The sequence below is a fragment of the Gottschalkiaceae bacterium SANA genome (genome assembly GCA_036323355.1).
In the GTDB taxonomy this organism is placed as follows: Bacteria; Bacillota; Clostridia; order Tissierellales; family GPF-1; genus GPF-1.
The window spans coordinates 209,706-228,861 of sequence record AP028876.1; the positions used below are offsets into that span (position 1 = coordinate 209,706).

17 protein-coding genes and 1 pseudogene are annotated in these 19,156 nt (G+C 41.3%); 14 read left to right on the forward strand and 4 right to left on the reverse strand.

Translation table 11 applies throughout. The features are described 5' to 3' along the window. Nucleotides 1-49: 49 nt before the first annotated feature. Together AC25CA_RS01020 and AC25CA_RS01025 are read right to left on the reverse strand one after the other, a co-directional pair. Nucleotides 50-1,918 (reverse strand): monovalent cation:proton antiporter-2 (CPA2) family protein, encoded by a 1,869-nt coding sequence (locus AC25CA_RS01020; protein ID WP_486815179.1) that lies wholly within the window; start codon nt 1,916-1,918, stop codon nt 50-52. Between the two features lie 2 nt (nt 1,919-1,920). Then, nucleotides 1,921-2,529, reverse strand: a complete 609-nt coding sequence (locus AC25CA_RS01025) for an NAD(P)H-dependent oxidoreductase (protein WP_486815180.1) — start codon at nt 2,527-2,529, stop codon at nt 1,921-1,923. A 469-nt stretch (nt 2,530-2,998) separates the two neighbouring features. Here AC25CA_RS01025 and AC25CA_RS01030 point away from each other — a divergent pair, with 469 nt between their 5' ends. The 7 genes from AC25CA_RS01030 (at nt 2,999) to AC25CA_RS01060 (ending at nt 9,347) form a co-directional block, all read left to right on the forward strand. After that, nucleotides 2,999-4,621 (forward strand): BCCT family transporter, encoded by a 1,623-nt coding sequence (locus tag AC25CA_RS01030; protein ID WP_486815181.1) that lies wholly within the window; start codon nt 2,999-3,001, stop codon nt 4,619-4,621. Between the two features lie 277 nt (nt 4,622-4,898). Further along, nucleotides 4,899-5,357, forward strand: coding sequence for a GyrI-like domain-containing protein (locus AC25CA_RS01035; protein WP_486815182.1), 459 nt, complete (start codon nt 4,899-4,901; stop codon nt 5,355-5,357). Nucleotides 5,358-5,537: 180 nt separating this feature from the next. Further along, entirely contained in the window at nt 5,538-5,831 is a 294-nt protein-coding gene (locus AC25CA_RS01040) for a DUF4346 domain-containing protein (RefSeq protein ID WP_486815183.1), read from the forward strand. Nucleotides 5,832-5,868: 37 nt separating this feature from the next. After that, complete coding sequence (locus tag AC25CA_RS01045) at nt 5,869-6,405, forward strand: C-GCAxxG-C-C family protein (RefSeq protein WP_486815184.1); 537 nt, start codon at nt 5,869-5,871, stop codon at nt 6,403-6,405. 61 nt (nt 6,406-6,466) lie between these two features. Beyond that, nucleotides 6,467-7,765, forward strand: coding sequence for a peptidase MA family metallohydrolase (locus AC25CA_RS01050; RefSeq protein WP_486815185.1), 1,299 nt, complete (start codon nt 6,467-6,469; stop codon nt 7,763-7,765). A 122-nt stretch (nt 7,766-7,887) separates the two neighbouring features. Continuing rightward, nucleotides 7,888-8,379 carry a GNAT family N-acetyltransferase gene (locus AC25CA_RS01055; RefSeq protein ID WP_486815186.1) on the forward strand — a complete coding sequence of 164 codons (492 nt, stop codon included), beginning with the start codon at nt 7,888-7,890 and terminating at the stop codon, nt 8,377-8,379. A 41-nt stretch (nt 8,380-8,420) separates the two neighbouring features. Further along, the gene (locus AC25CA_RS01060) at nt 8,421-9,347 is read left to right on the forward strand and encodes a DMT family transporter (protein ID WP_486815187.1); all 927 of its coding nucleotides are present in this window, start codon (nt 8,421-8,423) and stop codon (nt 9,345-9,347) included. 74 nt (nt 9,348-9,421) lie between these two features. On the opposite strand, the gene AC25CA_RS01065 is transcribed toward AC25CA_RS01060, so the two are convergent. After that, a complete protein-coding gene (locus tag AC25CA_RS01065; RefSeq protein ID WP_486815188.1) occupies nt 9,422-10,093 on the reverse strand; it encodes an HAD family hydrolase in 672 nt (223 codons plus the stop codon). A gap of 119 nt (nt 10,094-10,212) precedes the next feature. Between AC25CA_RS01065 and AC25CA_RS01070 the strand changes: the two genes are divergently transcribed. The 5 genes and pseudogenes from AC25CA_RS01070 to AC25CA_RS01090 all read left to right on the forward strand — a co-directional run bounded on the left by AC25CA_RS01070 (nt 10,213) and on the right by AC25CA_RS01090 (nt 15,545). Then, nucleotides 10,213-11,352 (forward strand): iron-containing alcohol dehydrogenase, encoded by a 1,140-nt coding sequence (locus AC25CA_RS01070; protein WP_486815189.1) that lies wholly within the window; start codon nt 10,213-10,215, stop codon nt 11,350-11,352. A 183-nt stretch (nt 11,353-11,535) separates the two neighbouring features. Beyond that, nucleotides 11,536-12,309 (forward strand): HpcH/HpaI aldolase family protein, encoded by a 774-nt coding sequence (locus AC25CA_RS01075; RefSeq protein ID WP_486815190.1) that lies wholly within the window; start codon nt 11,536-11,538, stop codon nt 12,307-12,309. Between the two features lie 64 nt (nt 12,310-12,373). Continuing rightward, nucleotides 12,374-12,649 (forward strand): annotated as a pseudogene (locus tag AC25CA_RS01080) (hypothetical protein); the annotation flags it as partial. A gap of 97 nt (nt 12,650-12,746) precedes the next feature. After that, complete coding sequence (locus tag AC25CA_RS01085; protein WP_486815191.1) at nt 12,747-13,454, forward strand: Crp/Fnr family transcriptional regulator; 708 nt, start codon at nt 12,747-12,749, stop codon at nt 13,452-13,454. 228 nt (nt 13,455-13,682) lie between these two features. Then, complete coding sequence (locus tag AC25CA_RS01090; protein ID WP_486815192.1) at nt 13,683-15,545, forward strand: hypothetical protein; 1,863 nt, start codon at nt 13,683-13,685, stop codon at nt 15,543-15,545. Nucleotides 15,546-15,614: 69 nt separating this feature from the next. Here AC25CA_RS01090 and AC25CA_RS01095 read toward each other — a convergent pair whose 3' ends face one another. Further along, the gene (locus AC25CA_RS01095; RefSeq protein WP_486815193.1) at nt 15,615-17,015 is read right to left on the reverse strand and encodes an aminotransferase-like domain-containing protein; all 1,401 of its coding nucleotides are present in this window, start codon (nt 17,013-17,015) and stop codon (nt 15,615-15,617) included. A gap of 116 nt (nt 17,016-17,131) precedes the next feature. Here AC25CA_RS01095 and AC25CA_RS01100 point away from each other — a divergent pair, with 116 nt between their 5' ends. Both AC25CA_RS01100 and AC25CA_RS01105 read left to right on the forward strand, forming a co-directional pair. Beyond that, complete coding sequence (locus tag AC25CA_RS01100) at nt 17,132-18,526, forward strand: pyridoxal phosphate-dependent decarboxylase family protein (RefSeq protein ID WP_486815194.1); 1,395 nt, start codon at nt 17,132-17,134, stop codon at nt 18,524-18,526. A gap of 115 nt (nt 18,527-18,641) precedes the next feature. Beyond that, the gene (locus tag AC25CA_RS01105) at nt 18,642-19,094 is read left to right on the forward strand and encodes an SRPBCC family protein (protein ID WP_486815195.1); all 453 of its coding nucleotides are present in this window, start codon (nt 18,642-18,644) and stop codon (nt 19,092-19,094) included. The last annotated feature ends 62 nt before the right edge of the window (nt 19,095-19,156 follow it).

Here is a 19,156-nt window from a genome sequence, read left to right on the forward strand (position 1 = left end):
TTTGCATGAGAGTTAAGACTTTCATAGCAAAGGGCGTTTTCTTTTTGAATCAATTGTCTTTTTGCGTTTGGGGATTTTTTCGAGACCATGCTTTATCCAGACATACCTTGTCCGAACTCATATCAAGTGCCATGAGTTCTTCGAGGTCAATGGTTTGTTGTTGGTAATGAGAGATATAATTTTCCTCGTCAGCGCGATGTTTCTTGTATAAGATGGGCATCATATCAAGGTCGTTTTTTCGAAAAATTCGCATCATTCGATAGGCATCATAGGGGTCAAATCCAAGAATTTGCAAGGCGTCTTGACCAAGAGTCAGGGCGCTTCCAAATGTTTCTCTTCTGACATGATCCATACCCAAATCCATTAATTCATATGCTGTGGAGCGATCATAAGCATTGACGATGACTTCAAGATGTGGATAATGCTTTTTTACCAACTCGATTAGTTTCCTTGAGCTGTCAAGATTAGAGATGGTAATGATTAAAAGCTTGGCTTCCGCAGCCCCGGCAGAGGCAAGGAGATCGAGGCGAGTGACGTCACCATAATACACCTCGAATCCAAATTTTCTTAATACCTCCACATTGGAGGCATCATGGTCGATAATTATCGGTTTGATTCCTGCAGATAGCAAAAAGCGTCCCAGGTCTGTTCCCAATCGACTGAAACCTGCTAGTATCACTTTTTGTCCATGATTTTCAATCGAATCGGAATCACGTTGATCTTCCTCTTCTTTTTGCTTATTTTTTTCAAGTTTTTCATAAGCTTGAAAAAGCAGTGGAGTAAGAAACATCGAAATTGCAACTGCGGAGATTAGGGTTTCAACAAGAGATTGGGGTAAAACACCGTTCGTTTTGGCGAATTGGAAAAGAACAAATGCGAATTCTCCCCCTTGGGCAAGGGACACCGTCAGAAGTGACCGTTCTTTTTTTTCCATTTTGAAGATGAGGCCAGTGATAAGGAGGGCCAGTCCTTTCAAACCGATCAAACCCATGGTAAGACCGACAATCAACATAAACTGTTTGCCAATTAATATAAAATTGAGACTGGCGCCGATGGAGATGAAGAAAATTCCAAGCAAGAGTCCCTTGAAGGGTTCGATGTCGCTTTCCAGTTCATGTCGATATTCACTATCTGCAAGCACGACTCCGGCTAAAAAAGCACCGAGTGCGGGCGAAAGTCCAACAGCAGTCATCAATAAGTAGATGCCTACGATTAGAGCCAGCGCTGCAGCAATAAAGATCTCTCTAACTCGCGTTGCTGCTATTGCTCTGAATATGGGTCGACTTGCGAATTTTCCAAGGAAGAAAACGGAAAAGATAGCCAACAATGTTGCAATCAGTTGAAGATATGTCGGTAATGAACTGATATTAAAAAGAGTTGATTCAAGGTGTCCGTCACTATGAATGGCCGCGGTTGTTAGTAGAGGTAAAAAGGCAAGCATGGGGATCACGGCTAAATCTTGAAACAAAAGGATGGAAAAGATTGATTTTCCAGGTCCAGTATTCATCAGACTTTTTTCTTGTAACGTTTGCAAGACGATAGCTGTAGAAGAGAGGGACAAAATAAGCCCAACAGCAAGTGCTTGTTGCCATGGCAAAAAAAGAAATGCGAGGCTGCAGATGAAAATACTGGTTAAAGCAACTTGGAGACCACCCATTCCCAAGATAGGGATTCGCATCTCCCAAAGAAGGGAGGGTTTGAGTTCAAGTCCGACCAAAAAAAGCATCATTACGACACCAAACTCGGTAAAATGCATAACGGTTTCAACATCGCTGATGAGCGAAAGACCAAATGGTCCAATTACGATTCCTGCAATGAGATAACCGAGGACAGAGCCAAGGCCAAATTTTTTGGCTATGGGAACGGCAACTGCAGCTGAAACCAAAAAAACAAATAGTTGAACAAGAATAATTTCCAATTTTATTTTCCTCCAATCATTGAAGGTAGATTGTCATTCAAATACTGTGCTTCTTTGGCTTTCTCAATGTCCAAGGTGCCGTCTCGCAAGGCGATGACCATCTTGCGATAGTTTTCTGCATGAACAGAGATCTCTTCTTTAGGCAATCCACGGTGAATGCCAAATACCGTGAAGGGAGGAAGCCATTCCATGTTGCATAGGTTTGCAGTTGCACGGTAGGGTGAAGTCAATTCTCTGATTGTGAAGTGGTTGGCACCATCTTGCTGATAGGTGTTGTCACTGCCTCCGGCTGTAATGGCTTGTAAGAATAACTTTCCTTTTAACGCTTTTCCATTGACGCCATAAGCCCAATCATACTCAAGAACGAGATCAAGCCATTCTTTCATCAGAGGGGGTGTTGAGTACCAATAAAAGGGATGCTGAAAAATAATGACATCGTGTGTTTGGCAAAGCATCTGTTCTCGTTTCACATCGATTAAAAAATCCGGGTAGTTTGCATATAAGTCGTTGACGGTAACACCTTCAAGGTTTTCAATTGCATGGCGAAGCTCTTTATTAATGGTTGAATGAGTTTTTGCTGGATGAGCAAAATTAATGAGTATTTTATTCATATTCGATAAAAACTCCTTATTATTTGACATAATTGATTGATAATTCTATGATATCAATCAATGTTTCTGATAACAAGCACCCCTTCTGGTTTGTTGAAGGGGAATCGTTACCCTTACAGGACCAGAAAGCTCCGAAATGGCTGATTCCTTGACGAAAACGAAGAATTGAGATAAGATTGATAAGTCGGAAAAATTGAATATCCTTTAATAATAGAAGTAAGAATCGTTAGTAGTGGACGAGTAAGGTGCAGAATGTGTTGGTGCAGTGTGGATTCAAACTTGTCGCGCAGTATGAAAATGATTTTGAAAATATTTGATTTGAACTGGGGTTTGTTTAGGGTCTGGAAGCAGGCAATAAACTACACTATGGAAATGGTGTAATGTGAATGCATTTTGCGTGAAACTTAAACACTCTAACTCTTATCCATAAGAGTTGGGGTGTTTTTTTATATTTAATTAAGGGGGAACCATGGAGAGAAAAGAATTAAAAGAGCAATTATTTAACAGGAACTTTGTAAAATGGGGATTTGATATGAATCTCTTTGTATCTTTGACCGCGGCGTTTTTAGTCGGAGGATTTATCCTTTTTACCTTGATCAAGCCCGATTTGGCCGCTAATACATTTAGTGAGATAAACGGGTTCTTAAATCAAAAATTTAATTGGGTTTATATCGCGACCATTAATTTATCAGTTGTTTTTTTGTTGGTGATGGGGTTGTCAAAGCTCGGGAAAATACGTTTGGGCGGATTTACAGCCAGACCTGAATATAGTAATTTCGCTTGGTATTCCATGCTATTTAGTGCAGGAATCGGGATTGGAATTTTCTTTTATGGGGTAGCGGAGCCGATTTATCATTTATCGATTCCGACAGCACTTCAAACTGGTTCGGTCTTTGATAATTTTAAAATTATGTACTTGCATTGGGGTGCACATGCTTGGTCATTGTACGGGCTTGTGGCAGTTGGCTTGGGATACTTTGCTTATAATTTAAATCTTCCCCTATCGTTTCGAAGCTTGTTTTATCCGATCATTAAGGATAAAATATTTGGAATTTGGGGCGATATTATTGATACATTTGCCGTGCTTGCCGTGTTGTTCGGTCTGGCTACATCATTGGGACTGGGAGCACGACAGATCAATGCGGGATTGAACTACGCCTTTGGTATTCCCAATAGTGGCGGGGTTCAAATTGCTCTAATTGCTGTGATTACATTTATGGCGACGCTTTCGGTAGTAAGCGGTATTTCAAAAGGAATTAAATTTTTAAGCCAAGCCAACACCATTATCTCGGCGGTTTTCTTATTGCTGATTTTACTGATTGGTCCAACTGCATATATTATGTCAACATATTTTTCGAGTTTGGGACTCTATCTGCAAGACTTTATTAAGATTGGACTCTTTACAGCCATCATACCGGAAGATATTGCTTGGCAAGGTGGATGGACTGTATTTTATTGGGCATGGTGGATTTCTTGGACACCTTTTGTAGGAACGTTTATTGCAAGAATTTCCAAGGGAAGAACCATTCGAGAAATTGCAGTAGGCACCATTATTCTGCCAACCTTGATTATTACCTTTGCGATGACGATCCTTGGGGCGACGGGTGTTTTCATTAATGAGATGTATCAAGGCGTAATTGAAAACGCAATTTCCGCGAATATTGCAACTGCTATGTTTGAAATGATTCGAGTATTAGTGGCTCAACCTGGATTGCAAATGTTGCTCTATTGCATGGCTGTAGTTGCGATTGTTCTCTTCTTCGTAACGAGCAGTGATTCAGGGTCCTTGGTTGTGGATAACCTTACCAGCGGTGGAAAAGAAGATTCGCCGAAAACACAACGGGTATTTTGGGCGGTTATGGAAGGTGTTATTGCCCTCTCCGTTTTGTTGCTTGGAGGAGAACGGGCATTGAAAACTTTACAATCTGCAGTTGTGATCACGGGATTTCCTTTTGCCATTCTTTTGATGATTATGATGTTTTCTCTTTCAAAAGAATTGAAGAAGAGCTACAAGAAGCATGAATACAACTCGGTTGTGAAATTGAAGCGTAAGATGATTAAAATTGATAAAAATGCAGAATATAAAAGATAGTCTATGAAAGAATGAAAGCCTCGGGGAAACCCGAGGTTTTTTTATGATGTAGGGAAAGTGATAAAGGGAAATAATGGATTTTGCCATAGATAAAATATCATATCCTTGTAATGCTTAGCCTTAGGACGACAATAAAACAAAGAAGAGATTAGAAAATGGGTTTGTATGGCGAGTGCAAGGGAGAAAGAAAGGAGAAGAATATACATTCTTAATGAGAAGATATATTTTTGTGAAGCCGGGTATCTATAAATGAAATAAGACGAGAAAGGAGAATGTTATGTTTGGACCCTGTAGTGTGATTGAAAGAGAGAAGCAATTGGTTTTATCTGTACGAACAAGAACATCGTTTGAGGAATTGCCGAATGTGATTGGAATCGAATATGGGAAAATTTATGCCTATATGCTAGAGGTTGGGGCAGCACCGTCAGATGCTCCATTCGTTGGTTATTATAATATGGATATGAACGATCTAGATGTGGAAATTGGGTTCCCAGTAGCTAAGGAAGTGATTGGGAAGGACGAGATTAAGGGAAGTGAAATTCCTGAAGGCAAGTATGCGACATTGATCTATACGGGTCCCTATAGTGAAATGAAAGCAGCCTACAAGAAGTTGTCGGAATGGATGGACTTGCATCAAATAGAGCCAAACTATCTTGCTTATGAGATCTATTTGAATGACCCGGAAATGGTTAAGCCGGAAGAATTGGAAACACAAATTCTTCTGGGAGCGAAATAGAAAATCGATCTGCCTGCGATCATTAGTCGCAGGCAGTTTTAATATTTAGGAGAGCATTATTGCTTTCGAAGACTCAGATTGCTTGAAAAGGAAGGTATACAAGCAGAAAAGGGAAAGCATATAATAAAGTTAAGTGGTATAAAAGATAAAGATTATTATGGCGGGAGAGGCGGGGCTTAGATGGAATGCAAAATTGTAGAAGCGATCGGCAAAGATCCATATAGTATTGAATTAGACGAGGCAGGCTATTTTATTATTAAACCTGATTGTGAGTCTGGTGTGATTCATGCGGAGTATTATAATTATGAAAAGGAGCTTCTTTGTGTGATTCGGGGTAGGGATGCCAGAAGTATCTATTGGACGATTATTGAAAACCAATGGGTCAGCGATTTGAGTCATGCGGCTTATTTGGGGAAAGAATTGGCTCTTGCTGAAGTTTCCATTCAAAATGGTGGGGAGTATGTGCAGCAATAAGCGTTAATGTGGAAAATTAAAGGTATGGAGGGTAAGGATGGAGCAAGTGATGGAAAAAATGATGGAAGAAGCAAAACTGAAGGCGGAGGATAATTTTCGAAGAGGATTGAATTGTAGTGAATGCGTAGTACGAGCGTTGATTGACACGGAGGGTGTGAATCTTTCTCCCGAAGCTTTGAAATATTCCAGTGGATTTGGTGGTGGTGTGGGACTCTACGGCTCTATGTGTGGTGCGCTTTCGGGTGCGGTGCTGGCAGTTTCCAGTGTTCATGGACGCGATCACATTTTAAAAGATGATCCGAAGGTCGACCGTAAAGAGCTGTTGAAGGAACGAGTACCTGAGTTAACTGGAGAAAAAGGCTTGTACAAAATTTTCAACAATTTGGCGGCAGAATTCAAAACACAGCATAGTTCTGATCTTTGTCGAGAATTAACGGAACCTTTTGATTTTGGGGATCGAGAACGGGCGGTGCTTTGTAAAGGAATCATTGGAGATGCTGCTGCATTGGCAGTGAAGTGGATGTTGACAGAGAACGACGGAAGTTTAGCGTTTGTCAAAACGGTCAAAGATTGAGGAATGTGGCGAAGAGCTATTTTCGTGTAAGGTAAATCAAATTGGAAAGCTGGAGGAAAACATGAAGAAAAATCAGTATAGTCGACTGATTGGGATTATACTTGTTTTATTGATGTTGGTGGGATGCCAAGCAAATGTGCCGGTTTCAGAGGCGATTGCGCCTATTGCTGCTGAGGATTCAGTGGACGAGGAGGCGTTTACTCACGAGCCAGAGAAGAGTCTGAATGTAGACGAATCGGTGGAACAATTGGATTTACCGCACTTGGCAGATCGTGAGGTCGTTCCCTTTGAAGAGGCTATCATTCAAATTATGGACAATCGATTGAAGACAATTCAAGAAAAAGATTATGATGGCTATATGAGTGCCATCACAAACAAAGATCCCTACTTCTATAACGAGCAGGAACGGTGGTTTATGGAAATGACGGATCCTATGATTCAAGACCTTTCTATTGAAATTCTCTCTACGGAAATCATAGATGCGCACACAGGAATTGTTAGGATTAGGCAGCGACATAAGGCGTCAGAATTCTTCGATTTTGAATACCCCTTGCTTTTTAAATATGAGGAAGATCGATGGATGGACTATGGATACAATTTTGCCGTGCTTAAGACGGATCGCTTCAAGGTCAAGTATATGGCGGGAGAAAGTAGAGTTGATGAGTTCAAAGATATGCTCGACCTCGCCTACGATAACCTAGAGGGAGTTTATCAGGAACGGCCGCACGATAATTTCGAAATGAAGTTGTTCCTTGATCGAGAATTGCTTAGGCAAAGAACGGTGCCGACGAATGGCTGGCTTTTTACAGGTTGGTCGGAACCAGACGAGTCCCTGAAAATATACACCGGTCATCCCACCGGTTACAGTGGGTATCCTGGAGTGGTGCAGCATGAATTGGTGCACCATATCACCATCCGGATCTGTAATAATAATCTACCGGTTTGGTTGCTTGAGGGGATTGCCATGTACGATGGCACCGCGTATTATGACTTTAGTGATTCTAGTCTATTGTCACGCATGACCAAAGCGGGTGTTTCACAGACAATTGGTCAATTGGAATCTCTAGATGTGAGTTCGGATTTAACGGGGGAGCAGATTGTGAACTTCTATAATACCAGTTATCTGCTTGTGAAATACATTTGTGATAGCTATGGTCATGAGGTGTTGATGGATCTTTTTTATGAAGCGGGGAAGAAACCGTTTCATGACAGTACATTGAATGATACTTTTGAAAGTAACAATCAGAAAACGGCAAATGAGGTGTTTCAATCAGTTCTTGGGGTGACGAAGGAAGAAATAAGTACGGAATATTTAGAATGGCTTGAAACGACTGATGTTTTTCATTCTCAATTACGATAGACACGATTAGTTTTTTGAGGATAGATATTAAGATCGTAGTCGCAGAAAACTAAAATGTAGAAAGTTTCTTGAAAAAGAGGCTTTCTTTTTTGATATACTGGAAAGAAAAAGAGGTGTGGGTTATGGGTGAACCAATGATACGGAATGCAACTATAGCAGATCTCGATGTAGTTGTTGCTATTGAAGCGGAGTGTTTTCCTGCTGCGGAAGCAGCGGAGAGAGAGTCTATGGAAGAAAGGCTGACAGCCTATACAAAGGGATTTTTCCTAGCAGAGATAGATGGCCAAGCGATTGGATTTATCAATGGCGCCTGCAGTGATTCGCCAATTATTGAGGACAAATTTTACGAATCTATGAAATGGCACAAGAATTCTGGTAAGCATTTGATGGTCTATGGATTGGATGTGATGCCAGATTATCGTGGAAATGGTTATGCAAGAGCCTTGATGAATCGATTTATAGACTTTGCTCGAGAAGAAAAGAAAGCGGCGGTCTTGTTGACCTGCAAGTCGCATTTGGTGGCATTTTATGAGAGCTTTGGATATAAGAATTTGGGCGTTTCAGATTCGAACCACGGCGGTGCTGAATGGAATGATCTGCAGCTTGATTTATAACATTTGTTGAATTTAGATTCTGTAAGAAAGGAGGGCTATAATTGAAATCAAAGATGGCTTCGTATCTTGTTTTGTTTCTGGGTGTTGCAGCCTTATCCACATCGGCCATTTTTGTGCGACTGGCGAATGCACCGTCATCTATCACAGCCTTCTATCGGTTGTTTATCACGGCCTTGATTCTTCTGCCCTTTGCTTTGTTAAAGGAAGAGAATCGAAGAGAATTGCTTTCACTTTCTAAGAAGCAATGGGGATTTGGAATTTTATCGGGGTTATTTTTGTCCATGCATTATGTCTTATGGTTTGAGTCTCTGCGGTTCACATCAGTGGCGAGTTCAACGGTCATTGTAACCTTACAACCGCTTTTTGCCATTGTTGGCGGTTTTTTTGTATTTAAGGAGCGCTTCAGCCGGGGTGCGATTATTGGATTTTTGATTGCCATTGTTGGCAGCTTTATCATTGGCTGGGGAGATTTCCAAGTCGGTGGTCAAGCACTTTTTGGTGATGTTCTCGCCTTTGTTGCGGCTGGAATGATTACGGTCTACTTTTTTATTGGACAGCACTTGCGGAAAAATTTGTCTGTGATTCCATATTCCTTTTTGGGATATGTTTGTAGTTCGGTGTTTTTGGGAATCTATGCGATCAGCCAAGAGGTATCATTTACGAATTATTCGCTGCAAACCTGGCAAGCTTTCTTTGGATTAGCCTGTATTGCAACGATATTTGGACAGATGAGTTTCAATTGGCTCCTGAAATGGTTGAGCACTTCTGTGATCTCAATGAGTATCTTAGGAGAGACCATAGGAACCTGCATTCTTGCCTTTCTGATCTTGGATGAGGGCATTACTGTACAGCAGGGTATTGGTATTGCAGTCATCTTAACGGGTCTTGCTTTGTTCTTAATTCAAAAAAATAAATTGGAGGAATGTGTTGAAGGTTCTTCGACGGTCCTATTGGAAAAGCAAGAATGATAGGCATACAAAAAGCAATGACTGAAGTCTGAAGATAGGGTTTCAATCATTGCTTTTTTTTATTTGTATTGTTTTTATAGGATGGGCCAGCCTTTTTCCAAGGCGATCTTACGCAATTTTTCATCGGGATTGACTGCAACTGGATTGCCTGTCAAATTCAGAATGTCGTGATCATAGTAACTGTCACCGTAAGCGTAACTGTTCTTCCAATCGATTTCTATATTCTGAAAAGTTTGTAAAAGAGCTTTCGGCTTGTTTGTACCCGTTACGATTATCAAGGGTGCGTCAAAATCATAGGTTTGATCATCCAGAAAAGCAAGTTCTGTACCGATAATGGTATCGATCGCTAGATGTTTGCCAACTTCATTTAATAGGAGGGTATTTGCTCCTGAACAGATAACGGTGTGGAAACCTTGGTTTTTTTTCTCCTTGATGCTTTTGATGACATCTTGATTGAAGTGATTGACAATTTCGTTTGTACAATCGCCAAAAAACTGAGCAATTTCTTTTTTTGTCATGCCTTCAAAAAGGATCATAAAAAGTTTTGCTGCCCTTGCTCTGAAATGCTCCTTATCCATAGAGGGATCTAGTTTGAGTTTGTAGCTTGCGACTAGTTTGAATACGAGCGCATAAAATTTTACGAGTCGAACTTTGGAATAGCCATTAGCACCCCAATATTTCACAATAAAGGGAAGAGTTTCCTTTTCAAAGATGGTACCGTCAAAATCGTATATGGCTAATTTCACAAGCGCCTCCCTATTTAGTTTTGCAGTCATTTGATGGTAGTATATACGAACAAGCTGAAAATAGATAGATGAAAATATTTTCAAACAAGTGTATAATTATACAAAAAGGAGAAATTCTCATGAGTTTTAATTTTGTTTTGCCATCCGCAATTAGATATGGAAATGGTGTGATTCAAGAATTGGATCAAGAACTGAATCAGATTTCGGCGAAGAAGATACTGGTTGTTTGCGATCCGGGAATTATCCAAGCGAAAATCTTGGAAAAGGTATTGGCCTTTGTTGGAGAAGACAAGGAAGTGATCGTCTTTAGCGAGATTGAAGCCAATCCAAAGGATTACAATATCCAAGCAGGTGCGGAACTTGCTGCCAAAGAGGATGTGGATGTTTTGCTTGCCATTGGAGGTGGAAGCCCCATTGATGCTGCAAAAGGGATTGCTGTATTGGCGAGACAAGGCGGTGTCATTCGAGACTATGCGACAAAACCCATTGGGGCGGATTGTCTGCCAATGATTGCGATTCCAACAACGGCGGGAACGGGAAGCGAAGTGACCTTCTCCTCTGTAATTACGGACACAAAAGAGAATTATAAGTTTACAGTCAAGAGTCCGTATATTGCGGCGAAGGTTGCATTGATTGACCCAGAGTTGACTTATACCCTACCGCCTGCCATTACGGCAGCAACAGGGATTGACGCATTGACTCATGCGATTGAAGGCTATACGGCAACGTGCACAGAGCCGATCGCAGAGGCGTTGGGACTCTATGCCGTCGAGTATATCGGAAAGTACATCGTTCGCGCTGTAAAGGTCGGGAGTGACCAAGAAGCGCGGGATGGGATGATGATGGGAAGTTTATTGGCGGGTCTTTCTTTCAGCCACGCGGATGTGGCTGGGGTGCATTGCATGGCCGAAGCCCTAGGTAGTGTTTTTGATAAGCCCCATGGACTATGCAATGCGATTATTCTGCCGCATATGATGACAGAATGCCTGCCATTCGCTTTGTACAAATATGCGAGAGTGGCAAGAGCATTGGGTATTGTGGAGAGTGATGACAAAAAAGCAGCGGAAAAGGGAATCGAATGGATTCGGGACATTTCTACAGAAATTGGTCTTCCAAAGTTTCAATCTTTGGGCGTAGAGCCAAAGGATTTCCACATGCTGGCGGAATTGTCCGAGAAAAATGGATCCAATGGCAGCAATCCAAAGCCAATGAGTATAGAGGATTACGAAAAGCTCTTTATTAAAATCAATCAAGAGTAGACCGATGGAAGGCGAAATTTAGTGAGATAAAATTGAAGCGAATACATGCGACTCTCTCTTGAATGAGAGAGTCGTTTTCGGTAGGAAAAGAGAAGGGAAATTCTGTTATACTTAAAGCAATAATGAATTTCTGGATCGTCAATTAGAAAAAATAAAATAATGAAAATCGAAGGGGGCAAAAAAATGGAAAATGCATTGAAGGCAAAATTGAATAGCGGCAAGAGTGTGGTGGGAACCTTTTTTGAAATCGGCGGAACCGCTGCTATTGAGTGTCTTGGACTGACGGGATTGGATTTTATGATTATCGATACTGAACATGGCCCCTTTGATGTAGAAAGCGCCATGGAATATATCCGTGTAGCGGAACTGCATGGGATCACACCCATGGTGCGCGTGAAGAATCATGAACGTTCTTCGATTCTAAAGATGCTAGATGTGGGAGCAAAGGGGTTGGTTATCCCAAATATTCATACGGTTGAAGAAGTAAAAGAGATTGTGAATCATGGGAAATATGCGCCAGTGGGGAATCGTGGATTTTTCTTAGGCCGTGTGGCAGGATATGGCTATGACATTATAGCCAGAGAAGTACCGGGATACTTTTCAACCTGCAACCAAGAAACCATGTTGATTCCTCAATGTGAAACGGTGGGATGTTTGGAAAACATCGAGACCATTGCCGCTATGGACGGAGTGGATGGTATTTTTGTTGGCCCTTATGATCTGTCTATTAGCATGGGTATGATTGCACAGTTCGATCATCCTCTCTTTATAAAAGCTTTGGAACGTATTGTAAAAGCATGCAAGGCTGCAGAGATTCCAGCATTTATTTTTTCAGGAAATACTCAAGGAGCAAAAATGCATTTTGCCAATGGATTTCAGGGTGTAGCTATTAATACGGACACGTCGGTGTATATCAATGCTTATAAAAATATCGTTGCTGAAGTGAAAAACAAATAACTCCTTTTAAGGGGCGGAGCATAATATATAAACATGTAAAGGAGGAACGGCGTTCTATAAGTGGAAGCGAGCTTATCAGAAGCATGGCATGGTTGGATTGCATGCAAAAGAACCGAAGAAACCACAAAAGCCCAATCAGCTACCTTCCGCAATTGAGCAAGAGATTTTGGCTTATGTGGCAAGATATCCTGCCGATGGACCGAAACGAATTTACTATGAATTGAAAGCTGAGGGTATTCAGCTTGGCGAGTCAGGTATTTATAATGTTTTGCGACGCAATCATCTTTCTCGAAGGGAACAACGGCTAGAATTCTCAAAAAATAAAGCCATGCATTTCTGAATAAAAGATAGACGGAATAAGACAAACGCCTACATACGGAATCTGGTTTTCTTGTCATGGTATAATAAAGAAAAAACAGATGGTTGGGGTGATGGCTATGGAAGAGATTACCTATCTTAAATGGAGTAAGATGCTGAAGGGATTCGAGATTTTCGAGGGTATTGAAGAGTCGGAGATTGATCGGCTTATGAACTGCCTGAATCCAAGGATAAGCGAATATAAGAAAAACGAGCATATCAGCATCGAAAAGGACGGAATCAGAAGAATCGGCATCGTGATGAAAGGGGAAGTGACAATTCTCAAAGAAAACGAAGCGGGTGATAGAGTGATTATCGGGAAAGTTAGGCAAAACGGAGGGTTTGGCGAGATGCTTGCCTTTTCAGGTAACGATCAGTTGAGTATTTCTGTGATGGCATCAAAAGATAGTAAGATTCTTTTCTTGACGCCAGGGCAAGTGCTGGGTACCTGTGCAAAGTTGTGCAGTGGTCATAAGCGACTCATTCAGAATATGTTAAAAATCGTAACAAAAAAGGGTGTTCAGCTAAATCGGAAAATCGATTATTTATCCATTAAGGGGATCCGAAGAAAAATCAGCACCTATTTGCTTGAGCAGATGCATGAATCTGGGAAGGCTTATTTTACCATCTCATTGAATCGCAAGGAGATGGCGGAATTTTTGAACGTTTCTAGACCTTCTTTATCGCGGGAAATGATCAGGATGAAGGAGGAAGGGCTGATTGATTTTTACAAGGCTTCCTTTAAAATTTTGGACGAGAAGAGCTTGCGGGATTGTCTCCATACTTAGTTAGAATTTTGTGGAGAAGGGTTGAACGGATGGCTTTGTATGGTGAGAACAATACGAAAATGTTTTGATTCAAGTGGTGGGCGCCTTTTCAGTGGAGAGGTGCCCTTTTTTATCAAAAATAGCAGAATAGAAAATTGAAACGGAATATGGGTACAAAGGGTATAAATAAATAAGACTTAGTTGATCAGTTGGCTAGAGATAGATGATCAGTTAGGCAAGGAGGAAAAAATGAGTACGATAAGAGAATCGATTACAAAGAGCTTGCAAAGAGCCTTTCTTACCTTTCAAACATTTCCAGTTGTCTTGGCAAGTGCCTTGGGATTTACACTAGTCACATTGGTTCGCATTTGGATGGATTGGCCCCAGCAAGAACCTTATAACTTTTTATTCAATTGTCTGCATTTGGCTTTTTCAATGAGTGCAGTATTTGGTCTTGCAGCTATTGCCATGGTTCAGGTGCGGTATAATGAGAAGAAAATGTTTCTTGCGGCAAACTTAGGGGGAGCGATTGTCGGTCTTGTTGCTTTTTTGCTTTTAACCTTTTTTGGAGCAGCAGAACCCAGAGTCAGTGATTTGCTGGTTCAGCGTGTTTCAACTTTGGCATCTGCACGAATCTCCGTTGCGATTTTTATCAGTTTTATTGGCTTTATCTATTTTGCGGGTAAACCCAAAGCTAAGTCGGATTTTGCTTCATCGCTTTTTATGACGCAGAAAGCAATTTTGATCGCAGCCCTTTATGGTGGTGTGATGATGGCTGGTGCATCAGGGATCACAGGATCGATACAAGCACTTCTATATCGTAATATGTCTAGCAAGGTCTATATGGTGTTGGCTGCATTGATCGGATTTGTTGCCTTCGCTATCTTTGTCGGATATTTTCCTGATTTCAGGAAGAGTAGTCAGGATGCCCATCGAGAAGTAGCGCAAAAACAGCCGCGATTTATCGAAGTTTTATTTGAATTTATCATGGTGCCAATTCTACTGATCTTAACGATTGTTTTGCTTTCTTGGGCAGTAAAAACAATTGTAACGGGAGACTGGCCAAGTTTTAGCCGACTGTTTGGAATTGTAAGTAGTTATTCCATCGGCGGGATCTGGCTGACCATGATGATTGCAAAAAAAGAGACCGATATCGCACGATTTTATCATCGAATATATCCCATTGCCTTATTGGTGATTCTTGTTTTTGGGCTTTGGGCACTGATTCTTCAGTTAAATGTGGAAGGATTACGATCGCAAGAATACTATTTTGCTTTGGTTTTACTCACAGCACTTGCCTCTGGCATTTTATTGTTGATGAAAAAGGAAGGGGCATATCCTAAAATTGCTGCTTTAATTTGCATCATGGCAGTGGTCTCTGTTTCACCTTGGATTGGCGGTCATATTTTGCCAGGAAAAATCCAATTGAGTCGATTACAGACATCACTTGTAAACGAGGGGATGCTTGTGGATAATCAGCTGATTCCAGCGGAGGTTGAACCTTCTGAAGAGGTGAAGATTGCCATAACGGAAGGTGTGAATTTTTTAGCTTATGAAGACCATGTGAACCTGCCGGAATGGTTTGATGAGGACTTGAGTAATCGAGATGTTTTTGAATCGAAGATGGGCTTTGAGCAGACGTGGAAGGGTGTTGAAGATGATTATCCAATTCCAGATCGAGAGACCATGGGTATGTATTTGACCATGCCTGGTGCTAGCATTGATATCAGTGAATATGACTGGGCAATCTATCTGGAAAAAGATTACCAAGGTCCGTCTCGGATACAGACGGTAGAAGGAAATAATGGAAGCTATCGAGTTGAATGGATTATGGGAGAGCGAAATAGCGTACCGAGTATAAAGATTTGGATAGATGATGCATTGATTCTAGAAGAAGACTTGAGAGCGTTTATGGATGAGACAGCAGAGATTGTCCGTTCAAGGCCGGGAGCCTATGAAGCGAAAGCATTTGAAGAAATGAGTTATCGTATGGAGACACCTGAGCTTTCAATTTTGATGGTATTCAATCATATGAATATTTACGTGGATCCGAGTCAAGACATAATTGACTATAATTTAGATTTGAATGCCTTGTACTTGAAAGAAAAATAATAACTAAAGTGCTTAAGATCCCTGGTGATAAAGACTAGGGATCTTTTTGACTTTGGTCTTGTTCTGCATTTATACCAGCAACTCAGAGTCAACCGCGTATGTGTCTAGCACTTCCAGTAGAATGAGTAAACCGTTTTTGAGTTCCGTCCATGTTTTTGGGGCGCAAATCGAAATGCGAAGCCCAGAATGAACAGAATTAGCACTTACAGCAAATCGTTTAGAAGCAAACACTTGAAGTCCTTTTTCAAGGCATCGTCTTTCAATGGCGATGTCGTTCCAACTTTTTGGTAGGCTAATATAACGAAATAGGCCATAAGTTGAGGGCGAAAAGGAATAGGCTTGCATCATGGTATCGAAAAGCGCATTTCTATCTTTAAGCCGGTTTTGTTTTTCCTTGAGAATGGATTCATAGGCGGATGTTTTTATAAGCAGGGTTAAAATCTCCGCAGTATAGGGAGAAGCCATCCAGGTTAGATGATTAAGGGTAAGTTTCAGCTTGTTGAAATAGGGTTTTGGCGCAAGCAAGAATGAAATTCGCAAGCCAGGTGTTAAGGATTTTGAGGTCCCGTAGATATAGAAAGCATTCTCCGGTACTAGGGTGCTGATAGCGGAAAATTTTTCGTCCACACAGAAGGTGAAGGCGCCGTCTTCGATCAGAAGTAAGTCATACTTTTTAATAATTTGACTGATTTCTCTTCGTTTTTGGAAAGATAAAGTGACGCTTGTGGGATTGTGGTAATCGGGAATCAAATAGATCCCCTTGGGGTTTTCTCGTCTGCAACAGCGTACTAAGTCTTCAATGTTTATTCCAGTCAAATCACCACTAACGGGTACCAGAATAATGCCAAATAATTTGGCCAAACCTTTCAGCCCCGTATAGGTGAACTGATCCACAAGGAGGCGGTCTCCTTTTTTAAATGTTGCCGCTAGAATGACGGAAAGGGCATTTTGTGTTCCTGCTGTAATTAAGAGAGTATCTAGGTTCGAATGAAAACCTATTTTATTCAACCATTCCGCCGCGATGTAACGGTGCTTGGCATGTCCTTCTGGTGGTGCGTAGCGCAAAATCAAATCATAATCGATCAAAGGGAGAATCTTTTTCAAGTGACTCTCGATGATTGGGTTCATCTCATAAAGAGGTAGGGTTTGGCCCATATCGATGAGATCAGTCCGATGTTCGGATAAGACGTCTTCTGGGATTCCGGCGGTGCTGCTGACAAAGGTGCCCTTTCCTGTAATACCTTTAATTAATCCCTTTTCTTCACAAAGTTTGTATGCTCTTGTGATGGTGCTGTGATTGATCTTTAAATAGTGCGCGATGATCCGTTGTGACGGAAGTTGGAAGCCGGCTGTTAAGTTACCACTGAGAATATCATTTTCAATGCAGTTAGCGACCTGCTTATAGAGCGCCAGTTTTGAAGGTTTAAGTTGGGGAACCCATGTAATCGTATTTCCATAATACTCAATCATTTTCGTCCTCGCTTTGTCGTACATACAATTATAAGATTGTTTTCTAAATATTCGGATGATATAGTCTGATTGTACCATGAAAAATGTAAGGGGTCAGAGGAAACCGGAGGAGTTTGATGATGGAGAAGTATGTGAGTCCAATCTTGGAGAGTATTCGAAATCAAGGAATGGAAGAAGAGCTAAAGTTAGCGCATGGATATGCTTGGGAATATATGCAGGGGGTCGATGAAAGACCCGTGTTTCCAAGAATACAAGATCTTAAAAATCTGCAAGCTTTTGAAGAGGCATTGAAGGATGAACCGGAAGAGACAAAAGACATTATTACGCAATTGCATCAGTTTGGCAGTCCGGCCACGGTCGCGTCGACTGGTGGCCGATATTTTGGATTTGTCACGGGTGGAATCTTGCCTTCAGCCCTTGCATCCAAATGGATATCAGACACCTGGGACCAAAATTCTGGGCTCTATTTAATGTCACCCATTGCGTCGAAATTAGAAACCGTGGTTCAACGGTGGATGGTAGAACTATTGAAACTTCCCAAGGAAACCGTTGCTGGTTATGTAAGCGGTAGTTCGACGGCAACATTGATTGGCTTAGCGACGGGAAGAAACCTGATCATGGACCGGGCTGGATATCCAGTCTTCAAAGAGGGGCTCTTCAATGCGCCAACAATTAAAGTTGTATTGGGCCAAGGGGCTCATTCTACGGTGTATAAGGCGCTTTCAATTCTTGGCTTGGGCAATGAAAGGGTCATTACCGTTCCAGTTGATGAGCAGGGGCGTATGCGCGCCGATCAATTGCCAGAAATGGACGATCACACCTTGTTGATTTTGCAAGCGGGTCATGTCTGCACCGGAGACTTTGATGATTTTGAAAGAATTTGTCAAGATGCAAAAGAAGCCGGGGCGTATATTCATATCGATGGAGCCTTTGGACTGTGGGCAGCGGCGAACGATCAATTTAATCATCTAACCAAGGGAATGGAGCTAGCGGATTCGTGGTCAGTGGATGGACACAAAACACTCAACACCCCCTATGACAGCGGAGTGATTCTATGCAGGCATGAAAAAATGTTGATTCAATCCATGCAAATGGCTGGCTCCTATATCCAGTTAAGTGAAGATCGAGATGGTATGTTGTATACAGCCGAAATGTCTAGACGCGCCAGGGCGATTGAACTTTGGGCAACATTAAAGGGATTGGGTAAGAAGGGCGTAGCGGACTTGGTATGGGAACTGCATAGAAAAGCCGTTTACTTTGCTAAAAAATTAGAATGTGGTGGTCTTGAAATTTTAAATGAGGTCGTATTTAATCAAGTCCTAGTTCGATTCAAGTCTGATGAAATGACCAATCGGCTGATTAAAGAAATCCAAGACTCAGGTGTATGTTGGCTTGGTGGATCAACTTGGCAAGATAGTATCGTCATGCGGATCAGCGTTAGTTCCTATAAGACGACCTACGAAGATATTGATCGATCCGTAGCCGATATATTACGGCTTGCGAAAAAATAGAGAAGTAATCAATTGATGGTGGTTAGAATTGGAATCGACCTGGATAATCTCAGGTCGATTTTTAATATAAAAAAATTGGGTATCATATGGATAATTATGAAAAAAGGAGGGAAAGATGAAAGTATTTGTTGAAGTTGAAATACAGGGATCGAAAGAAGCGATTTGGAAATCGACGACTGATATTGAGAATTCTCATCAAATGATTTCAGGTATCCATAAGATCGAAGTATTGGAGAAGCCTGAAACTGGATTTATTGGTTTTAAATGGCGAGAAACCCGAACTATGTTTGGTAAGGAAGCCACTGAAGTCATGTGGGTGACGGAAGTGGAGGAAAATAAAGGCTACAAGACGCGAGCGGAAAGCCATGGTGCTATTTATATTTCCTCTTTTACAATTGAAGAGAAAGAGGATCATTGCCTTTTAACCATGGGATTTGAAAGTGAGGCTGTCAGTCTAGGTGGAAAGTTGATGGATACTCTTTTTGGCAGAATGATGAAAAAATCAACGGAAAAAGAATTGATGAAGGATTTGGTAGATATCAAAGCTTTTGTTGAGAAGGGTAATTGAGAAAATATTTATTGAAACGTTCAAGAAATAGAAATCATGATTGAATCATTCATAATTAATTG

Bases quoted from the DNA above. Each gene is read 5' to 3' on its own strand.
- AC25CA_RS01085 (WP_486815191.1), top strand. From the start codon at position 12,747: ATGGAAGAGATTACCTATCTTAAATGGAGTAAGATGCTGAAGGGATTC.
- AC25CA_RS01040 (WP_486815183.1), top strand. From the start codon at position 5,538: ATGGAATGCAAAATTGTAGAAGCGATCGGCAAAGATCCATATAGTATT.
- AC25CA_RS01100 (WP_486815194.1), top strand. From the start codon at position 17,132: ATGATGGAGAAGTATGTGAGTCCAATCTTGGAGAGTATTCGAAATCAA.
- AC25CA_RS01095 (WP_486815193.1), bottom strand. From the start codon at position 17,015: ATGATTGAGTATTATGGAAATACGATTACATGGGTTCCCCAACTTAAA.
- AC25CA_RS01070 (WP_486815189.1), top strand. From the start codon at position 10,213: ATGAGTTTTAATTTTGTTTTGCCATCCGCAATTAGATATGGAAATGGT.
- AC25CA_RS01025 (WP_486815180.1), bottom strand. From the start codon at position 2,529: ATGAATAAAATACTCATTAATTTTGCTCATCCAGCAAAAACTCATTCA.
- AC25CA_RS01090 (WP_486815192.1), top strand. From the start codon at position 13,683: ATGAGTACGATAAGAGAATCGATTACAAAGAGCTTGCAAAGAGCCTTT.
- AC25CA_RS01055 (WP_486815186.1), top strand. From the start codon at position 7,888: ATGGGTGAACCAATGATACGGAATGCAACTATAGCAGATCTCGATGTA.
- AC25CA_RS01105 (WP_486815195.1), top strand. From the start codon at position 18,642: ATGAAAGTATTTGTTGAAGTTGAAATACAGGGATCGAAAGAAGCGATT.
- AC25CA_RS01035 (WP_486815182.1), top strand. From the start codon at position 4,899: ATGTTTGGACCCTGTAGTGTGATTGAAAGAGAGAAGCAATTGGTTTTA.
- AC25CA_RS01045 (WP_486815184.1), top strand. From the start codon at position 5,869: ATGGAGCAAGTGATGGAAAAAATGATGGAAGAAGCAAAACTGAAGGCG.
- AC25CA_RS01030 (WP_486815181.1), top strand. From the start codon at position 2,999: ATGGAGAGAAAAGAATTAAAAGAGCAATTATTTAACAGGAACTTTGTA.
- AC25CA_RS01075 (WP_486815190.1), top strand. From the start codon at position 11,536: ATGGAAAATGCATTGAAGGCAAAATTGAATAGCGGCAAGAGTGTGGTG.
- AC25CA_RS01050 (WP_486815185.1), top strand. From the start codon at position 6,467: ATGAAGAAAAATCAGTATAGTCGACTGATTGGGATTATACTTGTTTTA.